The 23,279-nt window shown below is 69.0% G+C and carries 15 protein-coding genes and 1 tRNA gene; 7 read left to right on the top strand and 9 right to left on the bottom strand.

All coding sequences use genetic code 11. The features are described 5' to 3' along the window. Positions 1-760 precede the first annotated feature (760 nt). A tRNA-Met gene (locus M4D77_RS18095) sits at positions 761-837 on the bottom strand. Positions 838-1,055: 218 nt separating this feature from the next. Here M4D77_RS18095 and M4D77_RS18090 point away from each other — a divergent pair. Next, positions 1,056-1,340 carry a hypothetical protein gene (locus tag M4D77_RS18090; protein WP_058251883.1) on the top strand — a complete coding sequence of 95 codons (285 nt, stop codon included), beginning with the start codon at positions 1,056-1,058 and terminating at the stop codon, positions 1,338-1,340. Between the two features lie 43 nt (positions 1,341-1,383). On the opposite strand, the gene M4D77_RS18085 is transcribed toward M4D77_RS18090, so the two are convergent. After that, positions 1,384-4,341, bottom strand: a complete 2,958-nt coding sequence (locus tag M4D77_RS18085) for a UPF0182 family protein (RefSeq protein ID WP_231742396.1) — start codon at positions 4,339-4,341, stop codon at positions 1,384-1,386. Between the two features lie 220 nt (positions 4,342-4,561). Here M4D77_RS18085 and M4D77_RS18080 point away from each other — a divergent pair, with 220 nt between their 5' ends. Continuing rightward, positions 4,562-5,107: a PPA1309 family protein gene (locus M4D77_RS18080; protein ID WP_259936885.1), complete on the top strand. Its 546-nt coding sequence runs from the start codon at positions 4,562-4,564 to the stop codon at positions 5,105-5,107. A 20-nt stretch (positions 5,108-5,127) separates the two neighbouring features. Here the strand turns inward: M4D77_RS18080 and M4D77_RS18075 are convergent, their stop codons facing one another. Next, on the bottom strand, positions 5,128-6,192 hold the full coding sequence (locus M4D77_RS18075) for a PDZ domain-containing protein (RefSeq protein ID WP_068970015.1): 1,065 nt from the start codon (positions 6,190-6,192) through the stop codon (positions 5,128-5,130). A 123-nt stretch (positions 6,193-6,315) separates the two neighbouring features. Between M4D77_RS18075 and M4D77_RS18070 the strand changes: the two genes are divergently transcribed. The 3 genes from M4D77_RS18070 (at position 6,316) to M4D77_RS18060 (ending at position 10,150) form a co-directional block, all read left to right on the top strand. Further along, positions 6,316-7,788 (top strand): zinc-dependent metalloprotease, encoded by a 1,473-nt coding sequence (locus M4D77_RS18070; RefSeq protein WP_259936884.1) that lies wholly within the window; start codon positions 6,316-6,318, stop codon positions 7,786-7,788. Positions 7,789-7,876: 88 nt separating this feature from the next. Beyond that, positions 7,877-8,818: a hypothetical protein gene (locus M4D77_RS18065; RefSeq protein WP_259936883.1), complete on the top strand. Its 942-nt coding sequence runs from the start codon at positions 7,877-7,879 to the stop codon at positions 8,816-8,818. A gap of 15 nt (positions 8,819-8,833) precedes the next feature. Further along, entirely contained in the window at positions 8,834-10,150 is a 1,317-nt protein-coding gene (locus M4D77_RS18060; protein ID WP_259936881.1) for an AarF/ABC1/UbiB kinase family protein, read from the top strand. Between the two features lie 63 nt (positions 10,151-10,213). Here the strand turns inward: M4D77_RS18060 and M4D77_RS18055 are convergent, their stop codons facing one another. Together M4D77_RS18055 and M4D77_RS18050 are read right to left on the bottom strand one after the other, a co-directional pair. Next, a complete protein-coding gene (locus M4D77_RS18055; protein ID WP_058251888.1) occupies positions 10,214-10,504 on the bottom strand; it encodes a WhiB family transcriptional regulator in 291 nt (96 codons plus the stop codon). A gap of 610 nt (positions 10,505-11,114) precedes the next feature. Then, positions 11,115-13,262 carry an ATP-dependent helicase gene (locus tag M4D77_RS18050; RefSeq protein WP_259936879.1) on the bottom strand — a complete coding sequence of 716 codons (2,148 nt, stop codon included), beginning with the start codon at positions 13,260-13,262 and terminating at the stop codon, positions 11,115-11,117. 81 nt (positions 13,263-13,343) lie between these two features. Between M4D77_RS18050 and M4D77_RS18045 the strand changes: the two genes are divergently transcribed. Then, complete coding sequence (locus M4D77_RS18045) at positions 13,344-13,628, top strand: mycoredoxin (RefSeq protein ID WP_058251890.1); 285 nt, start codon at positions 13,344-13,346, stop codon at positions 13,626-13,628. 60 nt (positions 13,629-13,688) lie between these two features. Here M4D77_RS18045 and nudC read toward each other — a convergent pair whose 3' ends face one another. The 4 genes from nudC to M4D77_RS18025 all read right to left on the bottom strand — a co-directional run bounded on the left by nudC (position 13,689) and on the right by M4D77_RS18025 (position 22,660). Further along, positions 13,689-14,618, bottom strand: coding sequence for an NAD(+) diphosphatase (gene nudC, locus M4D77_RS18040; protein WP_396266595.1), 930 nt, complete (start codon positions 14,616-14,618; stop codon positions 13,689-13,691). Between the two features lie 43 nt (positions 14,619-14,661). Beyond that, positions 14,662-15,732, bottom strand: a complete 1,071-nt coding sequence (locus tag M4D77_RS18035) for a TrkA family potassium uptake protein (protein ID WP_058252009.1) — start codon at positions 15,730-15,732, stop codon at positions 14,662-14,664. A 102-nt stretch (positions 15,733-15,834) separates the two neighbouring features. Then, positions 15,835-19,239, bottom strand: a complete 3,405-nt coding sequence (locus M4D77_RS18030) for an ATP-dependent helicase (RefSeq protein ID WP_259936877.1) — start codon at positions 19,237-19,239, stop codon at positions 15,835-15,837. Next, complete coding sequence (locus M4D77_RS18025; protein ID WP_259936876.1) at positions 19,232-22,660, bottom strand: ATP-dependent DNA helicase; 3,429 nt, start codon at positions 22,658-22,660, stop codon at positions 19,232-19,234. Before M4D77_RS18025 ends, M4D77_RS18030 begins: the two co-directional genes overlap by 8 nt. 108 nt (positions 22,661-22,768) lie before the next feature. Here M4D77_RS18025 and M4D77_RS18020 point away from each other — a divergent pair. Beyond that, the coding region (locus tag M4D77_RS18020; protein WP_259936875.1) for an alpha/beta fold hydrolase at positions 22,769-23,279 on the top strand (511 nt) is incomplete at its 3' end.

The raw sequence follows: 23,279 nt of genomic DNA, 5'->3' as shown, positions 1-23,279 counted from the left end.
CAAGGGCCGGCGTTTCAACACAATCAGGAAAGCACAACCTGACCAAAATAAACCTAGCAAAATGTGACACCCAGGACGGGGCCCGAACGCCACACAAAAAAACAAACATCTACATCCACAAAGATGCACGATGCCACATTGGCATCAGACAATTCATCATCACACTATCGAGTTCTCAAAGAACACACACCCACCAGCTACCCACCCCAAATCAGGGCTCTCACCAGCAGACTCCGCATTCAACGTTGCCAACCACCCCGTCTCCGGGGCAACTCTTCCAGCCTACCAGACCCATCCCGCAGCCCGCAACCCCGAAGAATTCCGAACCCAGGAGAATCCAGCAACCCCAAACACTTTACCCGAGCCACAGCGACTCGAACCAAACATCCAGGGGCGGCCAGCCAAGAAACCCGGTCTCCACTCCCCACCATCAGACCCTCTCAGGTCTTCCGGGGCGGCGCCGTGGCTCGCTGACTCGACATAATTTACGCACCGCCGTACCTGTCGTCAAATCGCCTGGTCAGAGTGGGTACGACCCTCGATGCGACGACCTGGGAGTGCAGATTTCGCAGACTGTTCGGTCGGCAAGCCGGCCGCGACGGTGCCACGGGGAACGACCAGAGCAGATGATCCGCCCGCCGATGCGGCCGCATCCGGGCCTGCCCGGTTGGGTTCCCGAGGCGTCGCTTGTCCCGCCTTCGACAGGACCGCACATAGCAAGAACCCCCGCCCGGGTGTCCCGGGCGGGGGTTCTTGGTGTTGGTAGCGGGGACAGGATTTGAACCTGCGACCTCTGGGTTATGAGCCCAGCGAGCTACCGAGCTGCTCCACCCCGCGTTGGTGAACACAACGTTACACACCGGTTTGTCAGCGATGCAAATCGCTACTCCAACCCCACGCGACCTGGGAAAACGCCAGTGACGTCGGTCACTCGCGCCCCGATTTCCCCAGGTGAGGTGGCGACCCGGACGACCCGTCCGTCGCCCCCGCTAAATGTGATGCCAGTCACATCAGGCGTACACTCGGCTCACGAGACGCCCCGCCGAGGAGGAACCATGAACACCCACCGCTTCCACCACGAGAGCCACGGGAACCATCCGATGAGTTTCGTCGGGTTCGTCTTGGCACTGACCGGATTCGCCATGGCCGCGCTCTGGCTGGTCCACATGGCGGTCGGGAATGTCGGCCCCGCGATCATCTGCGGCCTGCTGATGGTCGCGGCTTTCACCACGGCGGTGTCGATCTTCTTCTCGCTGGGCCACCGGCACCACCACAGCCCGGTGCTCCCCGACAACACCCCCAACGAAACCGAGCGCTACCTTCGGAAATACCGCGGATAGCGGTATGACTCGCAGATAGCGCCCGGCCTGGGTCGTCGTTCGACTAGTTGGGAGCCGCCAGCGACTCGTAGCGGGCAACCGCCTGACTCAGCTGGTCGAGTGCCTCGCCGTACGCTGCGAAGTCGCCACTCTGCTGAGCCTGGCGTAGCGCCGTGATCGCGTCACTGATGGCGTTTGCCGCGTCGTCCCGCTCGGGCGAATCACCCTGCTGCGGAGGTTGATTCGGCGTCGGCGTGGCCGGTGCCGGCGTTCCGGCCTGGTCCGGCGCGGGCGGTGCCTGCTGATCTCCGGGGACCACTCCGGCAGCGGGCGTGATGCCGACCTGCCGCAGAGCCTCGCGGGTCGTGGGTGCATAACCGATCCCGGATACCCGGTCTGCCGATTCGAACCTCGTGATCACACGGAACAGACGGGGGAAGGCCTCTTCGCCCTGGGCCTGTGCGTACAACGGGACGACGTACAGGATGCCGTTGTCGCCCACCGGAAGCGTGAGGAGATTACCGAAGGTCACCGTCGCCGTGTTCTCGAGCGACTTCAGTGATTCCGCCACCGTTCGGTCGGTGCGCATCGGGTTGAACGCCTGCTGCGGACCGGACCGTTGGGAGTTGCTGGGCAACTGCTTGACCGTCATCTGACCGTAGTTCTCGGGATTCGACGACACGGTCACATAGGCGCCCAGGATCGGTCGGTTGAGTCGCGTCAGCACCGAGGTCAGCTGGAACGTCGGCTCACCGCTCTCCGGATCCGAGGCCACGAAGTAGTACGGGGGCTGGTCCAGTCCGCGCTGCTCGGCGTCCGGGTCCGTCGGATCGGAGGGCACCGACCAGAAATCGCTCGCCTGGAAGAACGTCTGGGGCGAATCGACGTGGTAGCGGGTCAGCAGCGACCGCTGGATCTTGAAGATGTCCTCGGGGTAGCGGACGTGATCCCGCAGGGAGGTCTGCGCGTCGAAGTCTGCGCGGGACTTGACCGTGTCGGGGAAGACCTCCATCCACGTCTTCAGCACCGGGTCATCGGTGTCGAACTGATACAGCTCGACCTCGCCGGTGTAGGCATCGACGGTCGCCTTCACCGAGTTGCGCACGTAGGACACGGTCTTGTTGATCTGCGTCCGACCGGTCTGCCCCGGGTTGAGGTCCTGGGCGTCGGCGGTCGCGCTCTGCAACGACGTGGGCTGCGAGTACGGGTAGTCGTCGAGGGTGGTGTAACCGTCGACGATCCACTTGATCGAGCCGTCCTCCATCACCGCGGGGTACGTCTTCGAATCGACCGTCAGCCACGGTGCGACCTGTTCGACGCGGTCCCGGGGATCGCGGTTGTAGATGATCTTCGATGCCGAGTTGATCTCGCCCGACAGCAGGAAGTTCCGCTCGGCGTATTTGCCGGCATAGAGGGCTCGGGAGAACCAGTTGCCGAGCGAGACTCCCGCCGGCCCCTGGTAGGTGTACTTGTCGTCCCCGATGTCGTGTTCCCGAGCCTGCCCGTCGTCGGAACCGACGATCGCGTAATCCGGGTCGATCTTCGCGAGCAGCTCGCCGAAGTAGATCCGCGGCTGTGACACCTTGATCGGGGCGTCCCGCTTGTACTCCTCGGTCTGGTAGTTCGAGGTGTCGCTGACGTAGTAGAACGGATCGCCGCCACCGTCGACGTTGTTGACGTCTGTCGACTCCTTCACCCGGTTGGCCGGGGCGGCGACGAACCCGTCGCCGTGGGTGTACACGAGGTGCTTGTTCAGCCAGTTCTGCTGGTTTTCGAGGTAGCGACTCGGATCGAGCTCGCGCACCGACACCACGAAGTCGCGTAGCTCGCCGTCGATGCGATAGCGGTCGACCGCCAGCTGCGTCGGGAATCCGTAGAAGTTCTGTCGCTGCTGCTGCTGGATGAACGTCGGGGACACCACATTCGGGTCCAGGATCCGGACGTTCGACAGCGTGGGTTCATCGCTGTTCACCAGCGCCGGGTTTGCCGGCCCGGCGGTCCAGCCCGGCTGGGTGATGACCTTGTCCGGCCCGATGCCGTACGCCTCGCGGGTCGAGGTGATCGCGCGTTCTATGTACTCGGCTTCCTTCTGCGCGGCATTCGGCTTGACCGAGAACTGCTCCATCGTCAGCGGCCAGCCGACCCCGATGAGCAACGCGGAGAACAACATCAAGACGGTGGCCAGTGCCGGCACCCGCAGGTCGCGGAGCACGATCCCGGCGAAGAACGCCACCGCACAGATGATCGCGATCGCCATCAGGATGAGCTTCGACGGCAGCACCGCGTTGATGTCGGTGTAACTCGCCCCCGGGAAGATCTCGGCCTTCCGCTGACTGGACAGCAGGGTGTACCGGTCGAGCCAGTAGGCGGCCGCTTTCAGCAGTAGGAAGGTGCCCGCCAGCACCGCGAGCTGGATGCGTGCCGCGGTCGTGACCGAACCACCGCCTTGCCCCAGGCGGATACCGCCGAACAGGTAGTGCGTGACCAGGTTCGCCAGGAAGGCCACCACGACCACGACGAACAGCAGGTTGAGCACGAAGCGGAAGAACGGCAGGTCGAAGGCGTAGAACCCGATGTCGAGGTTGAACTGCGGGTCTGTCCGACCGAACGACTGACCATGCAGGAACATCTGGACGGTCGCCCAGGACCCTTGCGCGACCAGGCCGGCCAGGGCGCCGATGATCACCGCCGGGACGATGGCGAACCAGCGGACCTTGCCCATGATGGCCGTGCGGTACCGGGCGAGCGGATCGTTCGGGCCCGCGGTCGGTACGAACACCGGGCGACTGCGGTACGCCAGGGAGACCGCCCCGAAGATGATGAGTCCGACGACGATCGTCGTGATCAGGAAGAGGATCACGCGCGTCCAGATCACCTTGGTGAAGACGCTCGAATACCCGACGTCGGAGAACCAGAGCCAGTCGGTCGCGAGACCGATCAGGCGTGGCCCGACGAGCAACAGCACCAGGACGGCCACGCCGAGCCCGATGATGATCTTGCTCCTGCGTGACAGTGTCGGCATTCCCGCCGGCCCTCGGACGCCCACCAGACCCACTCTCCAAAGCTCTCAATCCGGACACCACCCGCGCACACGTGCCTGCTGGGCGTGGTGCCCACTGTACTGGCACCACCCGGGTGACCAACTCACTCGGGGCGCCCGCTCAACGATCGCCACACCTCAGCGGTTCCCTGGCGGCGTCGCAGACTCGCGGTCGCACCGCGATCCGGGGCAGGATGAGGACGTGCCCGACCTCCCGACGACCCCACGCGCCTTCTCCACCGACGATCTCGGCAGCGCGTTGAACGAGATCATGGAACACCTCGACTCCCGTGGCTGGGGTCAGTCACCGTCCGTGTTCGCGCTGGCGCCGACCGCCCTCCTCCACGCACAGCTTCCCGAGGTGATCGCCGACGACGGTTCGGTGTTCACCCCGGTGGAGGAAGACGTCGACGACCTCGACGAGTTCCTCGCCTCGGCGGTCTGGCCAGAGGAGGTCGCCGGGGCGGCGGTGAGTATGGAGATCGTCATCGCCGATCCCGAGGACGACGACGACCGGACGCCCCGCTTCGTGGTCACCGACACCGGCGATCACCATCCGGGCGAGGAGGCTGCGCGGCTGGTGGTCGGGGTGCTGCGCACCGGCTCCGATCTCGCGCTCATGCGCCTTCGCCCCGTACCCGACGGGGAACCCGAGCTGCTGACCCACCCGCAACTGGCACTCGAACTGCGGGCCGCGCTGCGCGACACCTTCGCTCCCGATCTACCGGAGTCGTCCGACCGGGGCTGACGCGGCAGTCCTGGCAAGCCTCAGCAGCTCGGCGCCGGACGGCCCGCGCCGACCGCGTTCAGCGCATCGACAGCGCCCTCGAGGGTGTCGACCTTCACCAGCTCCAATCCGTCCGGTCGCTCCGAGACCGCCTCGGCACAGTTGCGGGCCGGGACCAGGAAGACCGTCGCGCCGGCGTCGCGGGCGGCCCGGGTCTTGTGCGTGATCCCGCCGATGGGACCGACAACCCCCTCGTCGGTGATCGTGCCGGTGCCCGCGATGAACTTGCCGGAGGTCAGCTCTCCGGGACTCAGCTGGTCGATGACCGCGAGTGCCAGCATCATCCCCGCCGACGGTCCCCCGATGTCCCCCACGTTGTAGGTGACCTCGAGGCGCGGATCGGCATCGACCACCTCCGGAACGACGCCCAGGTACCCGGCCTCGGAGTCGGCCGGATGTGTGCCGAGGGTCACCGACACGGTCTGCCGGGCACCGGCGCGGACGATCTCGATGGGCAGGACGGTCCCCGGCGGATTGTCGCCCACGACCTTCCGCAGCTGTTCACCCGTTTCCACCGGCACGCCGCCGGCCGCCACGACCTCGTCGCCGGCGCGCAGCACGTCGACCGCGGGCCCGTCGGGTGCGACGCTCGCGATGCGCAACGCGGTGGGACGATCGAGGTAACGGAGCGCGGCGACCGTCGCGTTCTCCTCTGACCCCGTCATCTGCTGCGCGTTCTCCTCCTGAACCTGCTCGGTGGTGCGGTCGGGCGGATAGACCTGGTCGCGCGGCGTGAGCGAGTAGGTGCCCGACACCCACATGCCCAGGGCGTCGAACAGCGAGATCCCGTCCCGCACCGAGACGGTGGTGAGGTTGAGGTGGCCGGTCGTCGGATCGGTCGGCGCACCGTCGATCTGCACGACCTTGCGCTCCACCACCGCCCCGTCGTCCTCCACCTTCGTCGTACCGAGGGTGTTGAGCGTGGGTCCGGGCCCGAGCGCGGCGTAGGGCACCTGCACCTGCGTGCCGAGCACCAGCAACGCCAGCAGGACCACGGTGGAGACCGCGGCCGCGGCGATTCTCCGGAATCGGGGGCTCGAACTCATTCCGCACACGATAGTGCCCCGCAGCGACCACGAGTCGGCTGCGCCGGCGACCATGAGCCGGCTACGCGCAGGGCGAACAGTCGTCGCCGTTTGCGGGCCTCACCGGGCGGTACGGTGGAACCCATGAGTGATCTGCCCTTCGGCTTCTCGTCGTCCGGTGACGGCGATGACGACCGCGACAAGAACAGCGGCGACAAGAACAAGCCGGGCGACAATCCCGGTGGCAACCCGTTCGGCGGGGCCAACCCGTTCGGATTCGGGGGCGGGCAGGGGTTCGGAGGCGGTCCCGGCGGCGACTTCGACCCCTCGAAGTTCGATCCCAACATGATCGGCCAGATGTTCTCGCAACTGGGCAACATGTTAAGCGGTATGGGCGCGGGCATGGCGGGCGGCGGAAACGCTCCGGTGAACTACTCGGTCGCGACCAATCTCGCCCGCCAGCAGATCGGTTCGTTCACCCCGATCCTCGAGAAGGAGATCTCGGCCTCGGCCGACGCGGTACGGCTCGCCGACGTCTGGCTCGACGACGCGACGAATTTCCCCAGCGGCGTCACCCAGACGGTGGCGTGGACACCGGTCCAATGGCTCGAGGAGTCGATGGACACGTGGAAGGGTCTGTGCGACCCGGTCGCCGAGCAGCTGGCCCGGACCTGGCAGGACAACCTCCCCGCCGAGGCGGCCCAGTTCGCCGGCCCGATGATCGGGATGCTGACCCAGATGAGCGGCATGGCGTTCGGCACCCAGCTCGGACAGGGGCTCGGTCAGCTCGCCAAGGAGGTGCTGACGTCGACCGACGTCGGGCTGCCGCTGGCGCCCGAGGGGATCGCCGTCCTGCTCCCCGAGGCGATCGCCAAGTTCGCCGAGGGTCTGGAGCAGCCGGCGCAGGAGATCATCGTCTTCCTCGCCGCGCGCGAGGCCGCCCATGTGCGCCTGTTCACCCACGTCGGCTGGCTGCGTCAGCGGTTGCTGACCACCGTCGAGGAATACGCCCGCGGCATCAGTATCGATTTCAGCGGTATCACCGACGCCACCGCCGGGATCGACCCGACCCAATTGCTCTCCGACCCTTCGAAACTCGAGGAGATCATCAGTTCGTCGACGTCGTTCGAGCCGACCACGACACCTGAGCAGAAAGCGGCGCTCGGCCGGCTCGAGACCCTCCTCGCCCTGATCGAGGGCTGGGTGGAGCAGGTCGTGACCCGAGCGCTCGGCGACCGGATCCCGAGTACCGGGGCCCTCACCGAGACCATGCGACGCCGGCGCGCGTCGGGCGGGCCGGCCGAGCAGACATTCGCAACCCTCGTCGGTCTCGAGCTTCGGCCCCGCAAGGTCCGCGAGGCGTCGGAGCTGTGGCGCCGCGCGCTGGAGGCCACCGACGTCGCGACCAGGGACGGCGTGTGGGCACACCCTGATCTGCTGCCGGATGCCGATGACCTCGACAACCCTGCGGGTTTCACCGACCGGCTCCTGGGCGGCGACGATCTCGACGACCCGATCGCACAGCTCGAGAAGACCATCGCCGAGGAGAAGGCACGCGACGCCACCGACGAGTCCCGTAACGACGACGACGACGACTCGACACGAGGCGGATCGTAGGAATCCACACCACCGGTGGAACACGCCATGTTGTGGATAACCTGCTCGCCGAGCGACCGCGACGGCGTTCGGCTGGCAGAGTTGCCGCATGTCGCCAGCCCGGACGAGTTCCAGCGCCATCTCGGTGTCCCCCTGCGCTGTTCCGCCCGCGGTCCCGCGGCTGCTCCCGGGGACGCCCGTCATCGTCCAGCCGGGCAACTCGGTCCGCGTGGGCATCGATCCGGCCGACAGCCTGCTCCTCGACTTCGACGCCTCGGTGTCGGCGTATTCCGTCGCCGGGCTGCTTCGATCGTTGGAGGATCCGTGCACGGCGGACACCTTCGCTCGCCGCGCCCGACGGGCCGGCCTCCACGACGACGACCTCGATCTGGTCCTGAGCAGTCTGGTGTCGGCCGGCCGAGCGGTTGTCGACCGCCCGCCCACGGCCGCGGAGTTCCACATCCTGATCCATGGCCAGGGGCCGATCAGCGAACAGCTGTCGACCTCGTTGCGCAGCATGGGTTTGTCAGCTCGACGGACGATGCGGCGGCTACCCGACGGGACGCTCGATGCCGTCGACACCGACCTGGTGATCCTGACCGACTTCGTCGTCCACGATCCGCGGGTGGTGTTCGCACTGACCCGGGCCCGGATCCCCCATCTGCTGGTCCGGGTCCGCGACGGGGTGGGCATCGTCGGCCCGCTGGTGCTCCCCGGACTGTCGAGTTGCCTCATGTGCGCGGACCGTCACCGGTCCGACGCGGACCCGGACTGGCCGGCCCTGGCCGTCCAGCTGATCCGGACGTCGGGTCAGGCGAGCCCGGCCGTGGTGGCGATGACCGCCGCGATGGCCCACTCGCAGATCGAGCAATTGGTGGAGGCCGTACGCGACCGGCCGCACGTGGAGCCACGACCCGATCCGCAGCTGCTCGACCATGTGTTGGAGTTCCGAGATGACCCGACGCGGCTGGACATCAGACAATGGTCGCCGCACCCGGCCTGCGATTGTCGTCCCGCACCGGATCAGCAAGCCAGGTCGTCTATTGTGTGACGCGGAAAGGATGCTATGACCGACATCACCAAAGGACAGGGTCGCCGCAACGCGAAACTGGCCTCTCTTCCGATCGGTATGGCCGGGCGGGCTGCGGCCGGTTTCGGCAAGCGCATGGTCGGCAGGGACAAGGACGAGGTCAACCAGGAGCTCCTGGAGAAGTCCGCCGAACAACTGTTCGCCGTTCTCGGCGAACTCAAGGGCGGCGCCATGAAGGTCGGGCAGGCGCTCTCGATCATGGAAGCCGCGATCCCCGACGAGTTCGGCGAGCCGTTCCGCGAAGCGCTCACCAAGTTGCAGGCCGACGCCCCGCCCATGCCGGCCGCGAAGGTCCACAAGGTGCTCGACCAGCAGCTCGGCACCCGGTGGCGCGAGCGTTTCCGGGAATTCTCCGACGAGCCCGCGGCATCGGCGTCGATCGGACAGGTACACAAGGGAATCTGGTCGGACGGCCGTGAGGTCGCGGTCAAGGTCCAGTACCCCGGGGCCGACCACGCATTGAAGGCCGATCTGAAGACCCTGTCCCGCATGTCCGGACTCCTGCAGCGCCTGTCCCCCGGCACCGACGTCAAGGCGATGATGGACGAACTCATCGACCGGACCGAGGCCGAACTCGATTATCTCGGCGAGGCCGACAATCAGCGCGCCTTCGCCAAGGCCTACGACGGCCATCCCGACTTCCTCATCCCCAAGGTCGTCGCGAGTGCACCCAAGGTCGTCGTCTCGGAGTGGGTCGACGGCGTCCCGCTGTCGAAGATCATCGCGACCGGGGACCAGCAGACCCGCGACGACGCCGCCGCGAAGATGGCCGAATTCGAGGTCAGCTCGCCGTACCGGGTCGGACTCCTCCACGGCGATCCGCATCCGGGCAATTTCTTCCGGGCCACCGACGGGCGGTTCGGCGTACTCGACTTCGGTGCGGTCGGCCACTATCCGGAAGGCCTCCCGCCCGAGACCGGACCGATTCTCCGGCTGGCGCGGGACAAGAAGTACGACGAACTCAAAGAACTCATGATCTCCGCCGAGTTCATCCGCCCGTCCCACGCGAACAAGGTGACGAGTGCCGACCTCGAGGCCTACCTGCGTCCCTACGTCGATCCGCTCTACAGCGAGTCGTTCCACTTCACCCGGAAGTGGATGCAGCGGGCCGCGGGCAAGGCCACCGATGTTCGCGGCGAGGTGTACAAGACGTCACGAAACCTGAACGTGCCCAAGCGTTTCGTGATGGTCTTCCGCGTGCTCGGGGGCTGCGTCGGCATCGCCTCGCAGCTCGAGGCGCATGCACCGTACCGGGCCATCATGGAGGAGTGGGTCCCCGGCCTGGGCGACTGACCCCACCCCGCAGACACGACACCGACGCCGCGAGCATTTCTGCTCGCGGCGTCGGTGTTGTTGTCATGCAACGTTCTTACGCGGGCGACCGCGGGGACGCTTGCGTGCGATGACGGCTCCGCGCTCGAAGATCTCGCCTCCCCAGACCCCCCAGGGCTCGGATCGATCGAGTGCGGCCTGCAGGCACTGGGCCCGCAACGGGCATTCGGCGCACATGGCCTTGGCACGCTCGAGGTCACGGGGGTCTTCGGCGAACCACAGATCTGCGTCGGCGACCTGGCAGGGCAGGTCGAGCCGGGCGGTCGCTGCGCGGTCCGCCGACATACAGGACTCGAGGACGCATTCGACAGTCATTGGTTTCTCCACATCTGCTCGTTTGGGGTGTTGAACCCGAGTCCTCGATGTGGCTCTGCGTCCGAGACCCCTGGATCGGGGTGGAGATTCGGTGACAGAAAAAGAGGGCCACGGGTGTCGCCTCTGCGATTCGCCCGTGGCCCGGAATGTCTCGGAGATCTAACTCCGGGAACTTCGGAACAGAACGGGGAACCGACGCGGCGCGGGTGCTACTGCTGCTGCGGGCGGTGCGATTCGCGCGACGCGCGCTTCGGCTGCCAGGTGCAGAGCCGCCGCCGGGACGGCGACCGGGCGTGCAAAGCTCGTGCACGCTCGGGCGACCGGCATCCAGGAGCGGGTGCGACCGGTACGCGCGATGGCGGGCTGATTCGGCTTCAGCGCATGCAATTTCGGCGCATGCGTGTCGGCTGCTCTCAGGTTCGCCGCAGACTGGCAGATGCCGGCCTGGCTCACGGTGATTCCGTTCACTGATCCACTCCCTTCTGGTCTCGTGGCTTTCCGCGTTCGTGTCGGTCGTCGGTGACTGTGGCGGGCCGGTGTGACGGACGCACACAACCCATCCCAGTACTGACGGGACTCAGAGTAGACGCTGGGCCGAAACCCGCACAACCTATTTTTGACCTGCGGTTTTGACGAGTTCGATGATGTCGGCGCCGTACTCGTCGACCTTCTTCGCGCCGATTCCCGAGATCGCCACCAGCGCAGCGGTATCGGTCGGTCGTTGCTCGGCGATCGCGGTGAGGGTCTTGTCGGAGAAGACGACGAAGGCCGGCACCTTTTTCTCCTGGGCCCGCTCGCGACGCCACTCCTTGAGCGAGACCAGCAGTCCTTCGTCCAGATCCGACGGGCACCCGGCGCAGCGACCGAGCAGCGTCGCGGTCGAATCCATCAACCGGGAACCGCAGACCCGGCATGTCGGTCCGCGGCGGGGCGCGCGCTCCTTCGCGATCGGCGACGCGGGCGAGTCGTCGGGCACGAGGTCGGCGAGGAACCGCGAGCGACGCCGGGCACGGCCGCCCTCGTTGCGGGCCACGGCCCACGACAGGTGCAGGTGCTCGCGGGCACGCGTCACTCCGACATAGAACAGTCGCCGCTCTTCCTCGACCTCTTCCCAGGAGCCCTTGATCGCCTGGCTGATGGGCAGCGACCCGTCGGTGAGTCCGACGAGGAACACCGCATCCCACTCGAGTCCCTTGGCCGCGTGCAGCGACGACAACGTCACGCCCTGCACCGTCGGGGGATGTCGCGCCTCGGCGCGGGCGGCGAGTTCGGCCGACAGTTGCGGCAGCGTCAGTTCCGGGTTCTCGGCGACCATGTCCTCGGTCAGCTGGACCAGCGCTTTCAGTGATTCCCACCGGCTGCGCGCCTGCGCACCGGACGGCTGCTCCTCGCTGAGACCCAGCTCGCCCAGCACCGCGCGCACGACGTCGAGGAGCTCCACGTCGGGTCTGACCTCGCGGCCAGCGACCGTCGCGAGCTGCCGCATGGCCTGCCGGACCTCGGTGCGCGCGAAGAACGCCTCGCCGCCGCGCACCTGGTACGGGATGCCCACCTCGGTCAGGGCCTGCTCGTAGTTCTCGGACTGTGCGTTGACGCGGTACAGGATCGCGATCTCGGCGGGCGCGACCCCCGATCTGATGAGGTGTTTGATCTCGATGGCGATCGCCGTCGCGGCGGCGGGCTCGTCGTCGTACTCGGCGAACTGCGGCAACGGCCCGGGCGGGCGCTGTCCGATGAGCTGCAGGCGGGTTCCCGCGATGCGCCCCCGGGCGGCGCCGATGACGCGGTTCGCCAGATCGACGACCTGCGGGGTGGACCGGTAGTCGCGCTCGAGACGGACGACCGTGGCCTCCGGGAACCGGCGGCTGAAATCCAAGAGATGGTTCGGCGAGGCACCGGTGAACGTGTAGATGGTCTGGTTGGCGTCACCGACGACCGTCAGGTCGTCGCGTTCCCCGAGCCAGGCGTCCAGCAGACCCTGCTGCACCGGCGTCACGTCCTGGTACTCGTCGACGACGAAACACCGGTACCGCGAACGGAATTCGTCTGCGGCGCCCGGTTCGACGGTGAGGATCTGGGTCATGTAGATGAGCATGTCGTCGAAATCGAGCAAGCGGTCCCCGTCGGGCGAGACCTTGGCGTCCTCGTAGTGCCCGTACACGGCCGCGACCTTCGGCGGCGGTGCCGGGGACTCGCGGCCGAGTCGGCCGACCGCCTCGGCGTAGTTCTCCGGTGAGATCAGCGAGGCCTTGGCCCACTCGATCTCCGATGACAGGTCTCGCAGCGTGTCGGTCGAGGTGTCGAGGCCGGAGCGACGGGCTGCCCGGGAGATGAGCGGAAACTTGTTGTCCAGGAGTTCCCACCGGGCGTCACCGAAGGCACGCGGCCAGAAGTACCGCAGCTGACGCATGGCGGCCGCGTGGAAGGTCTGGGCCGCGACGCTGCCCCCCGAACCGCCGACACCGAGACTGCGCAGGCGGGTGCGCATCTCGCCGGCGGCGCGGGCGGTGAAGGTGACCGCCAGGACCTGGCCGGGATTGACCTGGCCGGTGTCGACGAGGTGGGCGATGCGCCTGGTGATGGTCCGGGTCTTGCCCGTGCCCGCCCCGGCCAGCACGCACACCGGTCCGCGCGGCGCCAGGACTGCGGCGCTCTGCTCGGGATCGAGTCCCTCGACCGCGCCGCCACTCGCCGACACCGCAGCACGACGCGGGGACTCGGGTTTCGCGGCAGAAGTCGGATGAGGCACGGCGTCCACTATGTCACCAACCACCGACGCCGCCGGCAGGCGAACAACGCGGACGGGAACAGCAGGCCCGGACATGGTGTTATGGGACCCATGAGCAACGTGATCGACGACGAGGCCGGCGCCCGCACCTCCGACTCCGGTGAACTGACCATGTACACCACGTCGTGGTGCGGCTTCTGCGCGCGCCTCAAGCGCGGCCTCAAGAGCAGCGGTATCAGCTGGCAGGAGATCGACATCGAGCTGAACCCGGACGCCGCCGAGTTCGTGGGCAGCGTGAACGGCGGCAACCATGTCGTCCCGACCGTCCTCTACGCCGACGGCACCACCGCCACCAACCCGTCGATCGCCGACGTGAAGGCCAAGCTGGGCGTCTGACACCGTTTCGGGGTCGGCTCACCGGGCCCTTCGAGGCTCGTCGCTTGCGCTCCTCGCACCTCAGGGGGCAGAGGCCGCCCAGGCCTCGATCATCGAACGAGCGATGGAGATCGATCCGGGGAGGCGCAGACGGTCGGCGTCGTCGGAACCCGGCGCCTCGGCGCGGGACCAGCCGTCGCCCCGGGCCAGCGCCGCCCGGACCTCGTCGCGGTGGAACCACTGCGCATCGCCGATCTCGCCGTCGAGGAACGCCAGCTCGTCTGCCGGGTCGCCGAGCGCCGCGAAGCCCAGCATCAGCGACCGCGGGAACGGCCAAGGCTGGCTGCCCAGGTAGCGCGGTTCCCGCACCACGATCCCGACCTCTTCGTACACCTCGCGCAGGACGCACTGTTCGAGCGACTCCCCCGGCTCGACGAAGCCGGCCAGCGTCGAATACCAACCCTCCGGCCAGACCGACTGGCGGCCCAGCAGGATGCGATCGGCGCCGTCGTGGACGACGGTGATGATCGCCGGGTCGGTCCGCGGGAACTCGTCGCGACCGGAATCCACACTGCGCCGGACCCACCCACCGCGGGCCGGCCGGGTGACGGAACCGTCGACCGGTGAATGACTCGCGGTCGCATGCCAGTTCAGGATTCCCAGGGCGGTCGCGAGGAGTCCCGCCTCGTCGGCGGACAGCCGCGTCGCACCGCGTCGGGCGTCATCGGTCGGCCCGTCGATGTGGTCCACCCGGCGCGTCCACAGGTCGGCTCCACCGGCGCCGCCCGACCCGTCGAATCCGAGGATCACCGCATCCCCCGGTGGCGCCTCGGCCACGGTCGGAGCCGCAACCCAATGCAGCGCACCGGAATCGGTGACCGGGTAGCGACCGGCCGCGTCGATCAACAGCACCTTGGCCGTCGGCCAGCCGGCAGCCATCCGCTCGTCGTCGTCGCGGATCGCGTCCGCCCGGTCGAACACCGCCCGCGACAGCAGCGGCGGCTGGGGCATGTCGAAATGCACGGTGGCACGGCCTTTCTCGATGACGGAACGATCAGTCGTCGTTGGGGTTCGTGCGGACGTACAGCAGCCGGTCACCGACCTCGATCTGTTCGACCTCGCTGTCGTCGACGCGGTGCAGCACACCGTTCCGCACGACACCCAGGACGATGTCGCGGGTGTGGGCGGGCGATCCGCCGGTCTCGGTCGGGTCGACCTCGCGCTCGGCGATGGCGTAGCCGGCATCCGGGGTCAGGAGGTCCTCGATCACCTCGACCACCGACGGGGTCATCGTCGCGATCCCGAGGAGGCGGCCGGCGGTCTCCGACGACACCACCACCGAGTTGGCGCCGGACTGGCGCATCAGGTGGGTGTTCTCCGACTCACGGATCGACGCGACGATCTTCGCCCGCGGATTGAGTTCGCGGGCGGTGAGCGTGGCGAGGACCGCGGTGTCGTCGCGGCTGGTGGCGACGACGATGCTGGCGGCGTGCGCGACACCGGCGAGGCGGAGCACATCCGACTTGGTGGCGTCGCCGCGCACGGTGACCAGCCCGTCGGAGGCGGCTGCCTCGAGCACGGTGGCGTCCGCGTCGACGACGACGATCTCGGAGGGCTTGATGCCGTCGCCCCGCATGGCGTCCACCGCGGTGCGGCCCTTGGTGCCGTAGCCGATGACCACGGTGTGATTGCGCACGGTATTCCTCCAACGCTGGATCTTGAGCGCCTGGCGCGACCGTTCGGTGAGCACCTCGAGGGTGGTACCGATCAGCACGATCAGGAACAGCACGCGCAACGGCGTGATGATGACGAGGTTGATGAAACGGGCGAACGGGGTGATCGGTGTGATGTCGCCGTAGCCGGTCGTGGAAAGGGTCACCGCGGAGTAGTAGAGCGCGTCCAGGTACGACAACTCGTTGTCCTGGGCATCGCGATAGCCGGCGCGATCCAGCCAGACCACGACCGAGGTGAACAACAGCGCCAGGGTCGCCCAGAAGACGCGCCGACCGATCGCCCGGCTCGGGCTCTGCTGGAGTTCGGGGATGCGGACGACGCCGACCAGTGCGTGGTCGGGCCGGTTGGCCAGCTCGGTACCGCCGAAGCGTCGGCGCAGACGGTTAGCCACCGGCACGCACGCGCACGTCGAGTTCGCTCACACGCTGCAATGTAGCCCACCTCGGGGCATCACAAGGCATGTGGCGGGAGCTGTCCCGGGGCGCCGGCGCGGTCAGCGGGCCAGCTTCGCGGCGAGGGTCGCCTCGTCGGGCAGGTCGTCGGCCTCCAGGGTGTGCCCGTCGCGCACATAGTGGAACGCGGCGCGGACCTTGGTCGGCTCCACCCCGGCCAGCTGCGCCCACGCCAGGCGGTACGCGGCGAGCTGGATGAACAGTGATTCCCGGCGGGCGGGTTCGGGGATCACACCGGTCTTCCAGTCCACGACCGTCCACGAACCGTCCTTCTCGGCGAAGACCGCGTCGATCCGTCCGCGCACGACGATCCCGCCGATGACGGTCTCGAAGGGCACCTCCACCTCGGTCGGGCTGCGATTCGCCCAGGGCGAGGAGAGGAACGCGGCCCGCAGTTCCTCGAGATCGGCGTCCGGACTCGCGGTCGCGTCGGCGGCGCCGGGCAGTTCGTCGATGTCGAGGAGCCGTGTCGCCCCGAACCAGCGTTCCACCCAGGCGTGGAACGCGGTGCCGCGCCGGGCCATCGGATTGGGCCGGAACGGGGTGGGCCGGCGGAGCCGACGAGCGAACTCGGCCTCGTCGGCGTCCAGTTCGACCAGCTGGCTGACGGACAGATGGGTCGGCAACGACACCTCGACGAGCGCCTGGTTGGCCTGATGATGCTCGGCGAGCAGGGCCGACACCTCGGCCTCCCACGCCCCGATCTCGTCCGCGGGATCGACCGGTGACGCGGCGCCGGATTCGGCGCCGACGGAATCGGAATGCACGGCCGGTGCGTCGAACAGCGCGGGCGCCGCGCGGCCGGCGATGGCGTCGGCAACCAGATCGGCCGCCCGCTGTACCGAGTCGCGGCGGCCGGCGAGCGGATCGCGCGGCCACGGCGCCGCGATCGCGCGTTCGGCCAACGGATTCGGGCTGTCCGGCTCGGGCGGTGGCGTCCGCACCGCGATCGACAGACCGGTCGAGTCGACGCTCGGGTCGGCGATCGCCTCATCGATGCCGGTCATCAACTCGTCGAAGAAATCCGAACCGCCGCGCGGCTTGTCGCCGGTCTCCGACCAGTGGTGGGCCGAGATCAGCAGGTCGTGCCGGGCGCGGGTGAGCGCCACATAGAGCAGCCGCCGATCTTCCTCGAGTCGCCGTTCGCCGATCGCGGCCTTGTGGTCGGTCAGGGCGTCCTCGAGCTGCTTGCGGTCGGCGACGGTGTCGATCTTCAGGATCGGGAACCCCTCCGGCGCACCGTCGGCCGCCTCGGCCGGGATCGCCAGATCGCCGCGCAGGTCCGCCGGGAGTTCGCGCGCACTGCCCAGCCATGTGGTGTCGGCCTTGGCGCTGGGAAAGATCCCCTTCGCCAGGTGCGGGATCGCGACGACATCCCACTCGAGGCCCTTGGCCGCGTGCACGGTGAGGATCTGCACCCGCTGTTCGGCCACCTCGATGCGGCCCGGTTCGAGACCCTTCTCGATGGTCTCGGCAGCATCCAGGAAGGCGAGCAGCCCAAGCAGATTCGCTCCCGGACGATCGGCGTAATGACTGACGTAGTCGGCGAAGGCGTCGAGGTGTTCGCGGCCGGTGATCGCACCCCGCATGCGGCGCGCCCGGATCTGCGCCTCGACGCCGACCCCGATCGTGTTCTCCACGTCGGCGACGAGTTCGGGCAGTGGTTGTCCGATGCGACGGCGCAGTGACTCCAACTGCGCCCCGAACGCCCGGATGCGGGCGTAACCCTCGGGGCTGTAGTCGGTGGGTTCGCCCGGGTCGACGACGGCGTCGGCGATGCCCGCCCGGTCGACGATCTCGGTGGGCAGCACCGCGTCGAGTGCGGCGTCGAGCGCTTCCCTGCTGGTGACCACCCCGCCCGCCTCGGCGAAGCTCTCCGCCGCCAGGTTGGTGGCCCGACGCCAGAGCGCGGCGAGGTCCTTGGCGCCGAGCCGCCAGCGGGCCCCGGTGAGCAGACGCATGACCGCGGTCCCGGCCATCGGGTCGGCCATCACGCGCAGGGTCGCGACGATGTCCTCGATCTCCGGGACGTGCAGCAGCCCGCCGATGCCGACCACCTCGGTGGGGATGCCCCGACTCTCGAGCTCGGCGGCCAGCGGCGCCGAATCCTCGTTGCGGCGCACCAGGATCGCAGTCGTCGGCGGCGCCACGTCTGCGGCCTCGGCCGCCCGGTAGCGTTCCTCGATCGCGTCGGCGATCCAGTTCCGTTCGTCCAGAACCGTTTCGGTCAGAGCGATCGACGCCGTTCCGTGCGGGGCATCGGGACGCGGCCGGAGCACACTGACCGGGATACCGCGGCGTCGGAGCTCCTCGGAGATCTGATTCGCCAGCCGCAACCCCTGGGCCGAATTGCGCCAGCTGGTAAGCAGTTCGAGGCGCCGGGCCGGGGTCCCGTCGGGTCGTGGGAAGTCGCGCGCGAACCGCGGCAGGTTGGCCGCCGAGGCGCCACGCCACCCGTAGATGGACTGGATGGGGTCGCCGACCGAGGTGACCGCGACCGGCGCACGGCCGTGCCCGCCGAACAGGGTCGACAGCAACACCCGTTGCGAGTGGCCGGTGTCCTGGTACTCGTCGAGGAGAACCGCGCGGAAGGCGGTGCGCTCGGCGGTCACGACCTCGGGATTGGACACCACCAGCCGTGCCGCCAGCGACATCTGGCTGCCGAAGTCGAGCGCGGACTGGGCGCGCATCGTCTCGCCCAGCGCGATGACCATCGGGATCAGCTCGCGACGTTCGTCGATGACCTCCTGGACCTTCAGCAGCGCCTGGGTCGGTTTGTCACGCTGCTTGGGGCCTTTCGGGAGGGTGTCGACGAGTTCGTACAGCGTCGAACCCGCCTGCGCGAGGTCGGCGATGTCGACGAGGTGCTCGGACATCTCGCCGTACAGCTTGAGCACCGCCTCGGTGACACTCGCCGGCACCTTCTTGGTGTTCAGCTCGCCCGGCCACGCGGAGACGAGGGAGAACGCGAGCTGCCAGAGCTCGGTCTCGGTGAGCAGCGTCGACGACGGTTCCACGGGCAGCAACAACCCGTAGTCGGCGATCAGCCGGCCGGCGTAGGCGTGGTAGGTGCTCACCTCGGGGTCGGCACCGCGCAGGCGGGCGGCCAACGCGCCGTCGGGATCCCAGTTCCGCAACGCCGGCGACCCGGCGAGCATCGAGAGCCGACGCCGGATGCGGGCGCCGAGTTCGCTCGCGGCCTTGCGCGTGAACGTGAGCCCGAGGATCTCGTCGGGGGCCACGAGCTGGTTGGCCACCAGCCACACCACGCGCGAGGCCATCGTCTCGGTCTTGCCGGCTCCGGCTCCGGCGACGACGAGCATCGGCTCCATGGGCGCCTCGATCACCGCCACCTGCTCGGGCGTGGGGTCGGGCAGACCCAACGCCGCGGCCAGCGACTTCGCCCCGACCATCGGTCGTTCGGTCCGACCCTGCAGGTCAGTCATCGGTCACCGCCTTCCCCGGGATCTGGGCCGGACAGCTGGTGGTGAGGTTGCAGTGCACACAGCCCGGGTTGGGCGTCGCGCTGTACGTCGGACCGATACTCGCGCGGGCCGCGCGACGCACCACCCCGATCCACTCGTCGAGCAACTCCGGCGTGAGCGGCGACTGAACACGCTCGGCCGCACCGGAATTGCGGTTCGCGGTCGACACGTAGACCAGTCGGGCGCCGCCCGGCGCGGCGTCGCCGAACTGGGGCACCCCGCCGTGCGCCAGCGCCACCTGATAGGCCGCCATCTGCGCGTGCTCGTCGGCGTCGGCCTTGGTGATGGGGTTCTTCGAGGTCTTCACGTCGACGACGACCGGCCGGCCGGCGCCATCGGTCTCGAGGCGGTCCACACGCCCGCGCAGACGGACCGCGGGCTCATCGGACTCCGGCCCGGACGCCGCGGGAATGGTTGCGTCGATCGGCAATTCGACGCCCACCTCCTCGAGATCGGCACGCGAGATGCGCAGCCACTCCCGGAAGTGCCCGAGCATGCCCTCGGCCCGTTCGAGTTCGCGAGCCGAGTACCAGCCCGCCCCGGTGTCGACGCGATCCCAGATGCCGCGCAGCGCCGCCGTCACCTCGGCCGGGTCGAGCTGGCCGGCGACCGCCTGGACGAGCGTGTGCACGAGACTGCCGGTCAGCGCGGGGGTGCCGTCGCCGTCGCGTCCGCCGTTGCGCTCGAGCACCCACCGCAGCGAACAGCGGGTCAGTGCATCGACATTCGACGGTGAGAGCGTCAGCGCCCCCGACTCCGGCGTCCACAGCGGATCGTCGGTGCTGGGTGCGGCGAGCCCGAACCAGTCGCGCGGGTGCGCACCCGGGATGTCGGAGTCGGCGAGCTCGGCCAGCAGACGCGCCGCGGCCTTCGTCCGGGGCGCATCGGGCTCGTCGACGCCGGCGATCACCGCCGACCGCAGTGTCGCGACGAGGGACGGCAACGAGAGCACCCGGTCGACGCCGGGATCCAGCCGTACCTCGGCGCGAGCCGACTCGGCCGGATCGTCGGTGTCCCCCACCAGATCCGCGAGCTCGGTGATGAACCGCGACGGCGAGGCGTCACCGCTGCCGTCCTCGACCGCGGTCACGAGCAGCCGGTTGCGGGCCCTGGTGCAGGCGACGAGGAAGAGCCGACGCTCGTCGGCGAGTGCCGTCGCCCCACGGGCGACGGTGTCCACGGCGTCGGCGGCCATGCCGTCGAGGAGGTCGACGAGTTGCCCGGTGGCGAGAACGCCACCCCGGCTGCGCAGCGACGGCCACAGTCCGTCCTGGACCCCGGCGACGGCGACGACCTCCCATTCCCGCCCCACCGCGGCGTGCGCGGACAGCACGGTCACCGACTCGGTTGCGGCGGTGGCTGTTCGGCTGTCGCGCGGGATCTGCAACTGGGACAGGTAGTGCACGAATCCGGCGGGCCCGGCCGCGGGCAGCGTGTCGGTGAAATCCGCGGCGGATTCGAACATCGCCATGACCGCGTCCAGATCGCGGTCGGCCTGTTCACCGGCCGGGCCGCCGCGGACAGCCGATGCCGCCCACCGCCGCTCGAGTCCCGTGGCCTGCCACGCCGACCACAGGGTCTCCTCGATCCCGCGGCGCGCGTCATGGACCCGCTGGGCCGCACCGACGACGTCCAGCACGCGGGCCAGCGGCGCCGCCTCGGTCTCGGTGAGCCGTCGGCGATAGCGCGCGCCGACCTCGGGGTCGAGGATGGCGCGGGTCAGCGACGTGAGCGAATCCGGTTGTCCCGCTGGGTCGTCGGCATCGTCGAGACGCCGCACACCGCGTCGGAGACGGCGCATCGAGCCCGGGTCGGCCGCCCCGATCGGACCGGACAGCAACGTGAGCGTGTCCTCGGTGGTGAAAAGGTCGGTGGTGGCAGAGTCGGTGGGGTCGGGGTCGGACAGGTCGGTACCTGTTTCCGCGGCCGCCCGCGCGGCGACGGCGCGCAGCACCAGCATCAGTCCGATGACGGCTCGTTGCCGATGCAGGGGCAGGTCGCTCGCGGGCGTCGTCAGGGGTACGCCCGCGGACCGGAAGGCGCGTCGGAGCGGCGGCAGGGCCAGGGACACCGACCGGACGACGACCGCCATCTGCGACCACGGGACCCCGTCGAACAGATGCGCACGCCGCAGGAGGTCGGCGATGGCGGTGGCCTCTTTCGCGGCAGACCCGTACACGCGCACCGCGGCCGCGCCTTCAACATCGGCCGCGCCCGGGTCGGCGTCGGCCGAATCCGTCACCGGGTCGGGATACGGGTGCGGGCGAGCGCCGGGCAGCCGGGCGGCGATCGCGCGCCCGAGGCGGGACAGCTCGGGACGGGCGCGGTGATCGTGTTCCAGCAGGATGTCGAACGGGCTGCCCGGTTCGGCCAGCCCGTTCGCGAATCGCGGACTCGCACCCCGGAATCCGAACACGGACTGGTCGGTGTCGGCGGCGATGATCGTCGAGAGGGTTCCGGTGCCGACCAGCGTGATGAGCTGCGCCGCCTGCGGGTCGAGATGTTGTGCGTCATCGACCAGCAGATGCCGGATACGACGGCGCTCGCCGCTCAGCAGGTCGGGATCGGTGGCGAAGGCCGACAGGGCCGACCCGATCAATTCGGCCGCGTCGACCGCGGGCGCCGAGGCCCCCGGGGTCTCGAGCCCGACCGCCCCGCGCAGCAGCATGTTCTGCTCGTACTGCGCGTAGGCCCGGGCGGCCGCGGACCACTCCGGCCGTTTGTGCGTACGCCCCAGCGCGGCAAGCTGTTCCGGACCCACTCCGCGTTCGGCGGCGCGCATAATCAGGTCCCGCAACGCCTGGGCGAACCCGTCGGTGCCCAGCGCGGGCCGTAGGTGGACAGGCCAGTACCCGGCGCCGTCCTCGATGTCACCGGCGAGCAGTTCACGCAGGACGACATCCTGTTCGGACCCCGTGATGAGGCGCGGCGGCGGATTGTTGTGGGCCTGCGCCTGTAAGCGGAGGATCGCGAAGGCGTAGGAGTGCACGGTCCGCACCAGCGGCTCGCGCAGCGCACCGCCGAGCACCCGGCGACCGCCCGAGCCCGCGGACAGGACGCGCCGGGTGATCTCCTCCCGGAGCGCGACGGCGGCGCGCCGGCTCGACGCCAGGACGAGGACCGACTCCGGGTCGGTGGCGGGATCGAGCAGGCGGGCGACCGCGGCGTCGACGATCAGCGCGGTCTTCCCGCTCCCTGGGCCGCCGTGCACCCGCACCGGGCGCCACGCCTGCTCCTCGTCCGCCGGCCGACTCGTGGGCGGGTCGATCACCTGCGCCACCGACGGTGGCCAGTACCGGGGCCGGTCCGTCGGGTCGGGGGCCGCGACGAGTCGCGCACGCAGCGCGCTCCGCGGGGTCTGGGCACCCGGTTTCCGACTCATGCACCCATCGAATCACGGCCCACCGACGACCACGTCGGCCGTGCCCGCGACCTGTGTCCCCGCGACCTGTGTCGGAGTCCGCCGCGCGGCGTACGGCAGGATGGACGGGTGACAGCTCTCAACACGCATGTCTTCGGCAGCGGTCCTGCGGTTCTCGCGATCCACGGACTCACCGGGCACGGCCGCCGCTGGGCAGCGCTGACCGATCACCTCCCCGGCGTGCGCCTCGTCGCGCCGGATCTGATCGGTCACGGCCGGTCCCCATGGCGACCGCCGTGGAGCATCGAGCACCAGGTGCGGGCGTTGTCCGCGGTGATCGACGAACACATCCCCGCCGATGAGCAGCCGGTGGTCGTCGTGGGTCACTCGTTCGGTGGCGCGCTGGCGTTGCACCTGGCCAACCGCCGCCCGGATGCGGTGAAGGGGCTGGTGCTGCTCGACCCCGCGCAGGGCCTCGACCCCGAATTCGCGCTCGACGTGGCCACCGACAGTCTCGACAACTGGGACTACGCGGATGCCGACACCGCCCGCGCCGCGAAACGTGCGGAGGGCTGGGCCGCCGTTCCCGACGAGCTCATGGAGGCCGAACTCGCCGAACACCTCGTCCCCCCGCCCCGCG

It is taken from the genome of Gordonia sp. p3-SID1431, from assembly GCF_025143765.1.
GTDB classification, from domain to species: domain Bacteria; phylum Actinomycetota; class Actinomycetes; order Mycobacteriales; family Mycobacteriaceae; genus Gordonia; species Gordonia hongkongensis.
Note: the sequence above shows the minus strand (reverse complement) of the source record. Positions and strands in the feature narration are given on the sequence as shown.

What these genes read in the sequence shown, in the direction of transcription:
- M4D77_RS18090 (WP_058251883.1), top strand. Translation starts at nt 1,056, where the DNA reads ATGAACACCCACCGCTTCCACCACGAGAGCCACGGGAACCATCCGATG.
- M4D77_RS18085 (WP_231742396.1), bottom strand. Translation starts at nt 4,341, where the DNA reads ATGCCGACACTGTCACGCAGGAGCAAGATCATCATCGGGCTCGGCGTG.
- M4D77_RS18075 (WP_068970015.1), bottom strand. Translation starts at nt 6,192, where the DNA reads ATGAGTTCGAGCCCCCGATTCCGGAGAATCGCCGCGGCCGCGGTCTCC.
- M4D77_RS18070 (WP_259936884.1), top strand. Translation starts at nt 6,316, where the DNA reads ATGAGTGATCTGCCCTTCGGCTTCTCGTCGTCCGGTGACGGCGATGAC.
- M4D77_RS18065 (WP_259936883.1), top strand. Translation starts at nt 7,877, where the DNA reads ATGTCGCCAGCCCGGACGAGTTCCAGCGCCATCTCGGTGTCCCCCTGC.
- M4D77_RS18060 (WP_259936881.1), top strand. Translation starts at nt 8,834, where the DNA reads ATGACCGACATCACCAAAGGACAGGGTCGCCGCAACGCGAAACTGGCC.
- M4D77_RS18055 (WP_058251888.1), bottom strand. Translation starts at nt 10,504, where the DNA reads ATGACTGTCGAATGCGTCCTCGAGTCCTGTATGTCGGCGGACCGCGCA.
- M4D77_RS18045 (WP_058251890.1), top strand. Translation starts at nt 13,344, where the DNA reads ATGAGCAACGTGATCGACGACGAGGCCGGCGCCCGCACCTCCGACTCC.
- nudC (WP_396266595.1), bottom strand. Translation starts at nt 14,618, where the DNA reads ATGCCCCAGCCGCCGCTGCTGTCGCGGGCGGTGTTCGACCGGGCGGAC.
- M4D77_RS18030 (WP_259936877.1), bottom strand. Translation starts at nt 19,239, where the DNA reads ATGACTGACCTGCAGGGTCGGACCGAACGACCGATGGTCGGGGCGAAG.
- M4D77_RS18025 (WP_259936876.1), bottom strand. Translation starts at nt 22,660, where the DNA reads ATGAGTCGGAAACCGGGTGCCCAGACCCCGCGGAGCGCGCTGCGTGCG.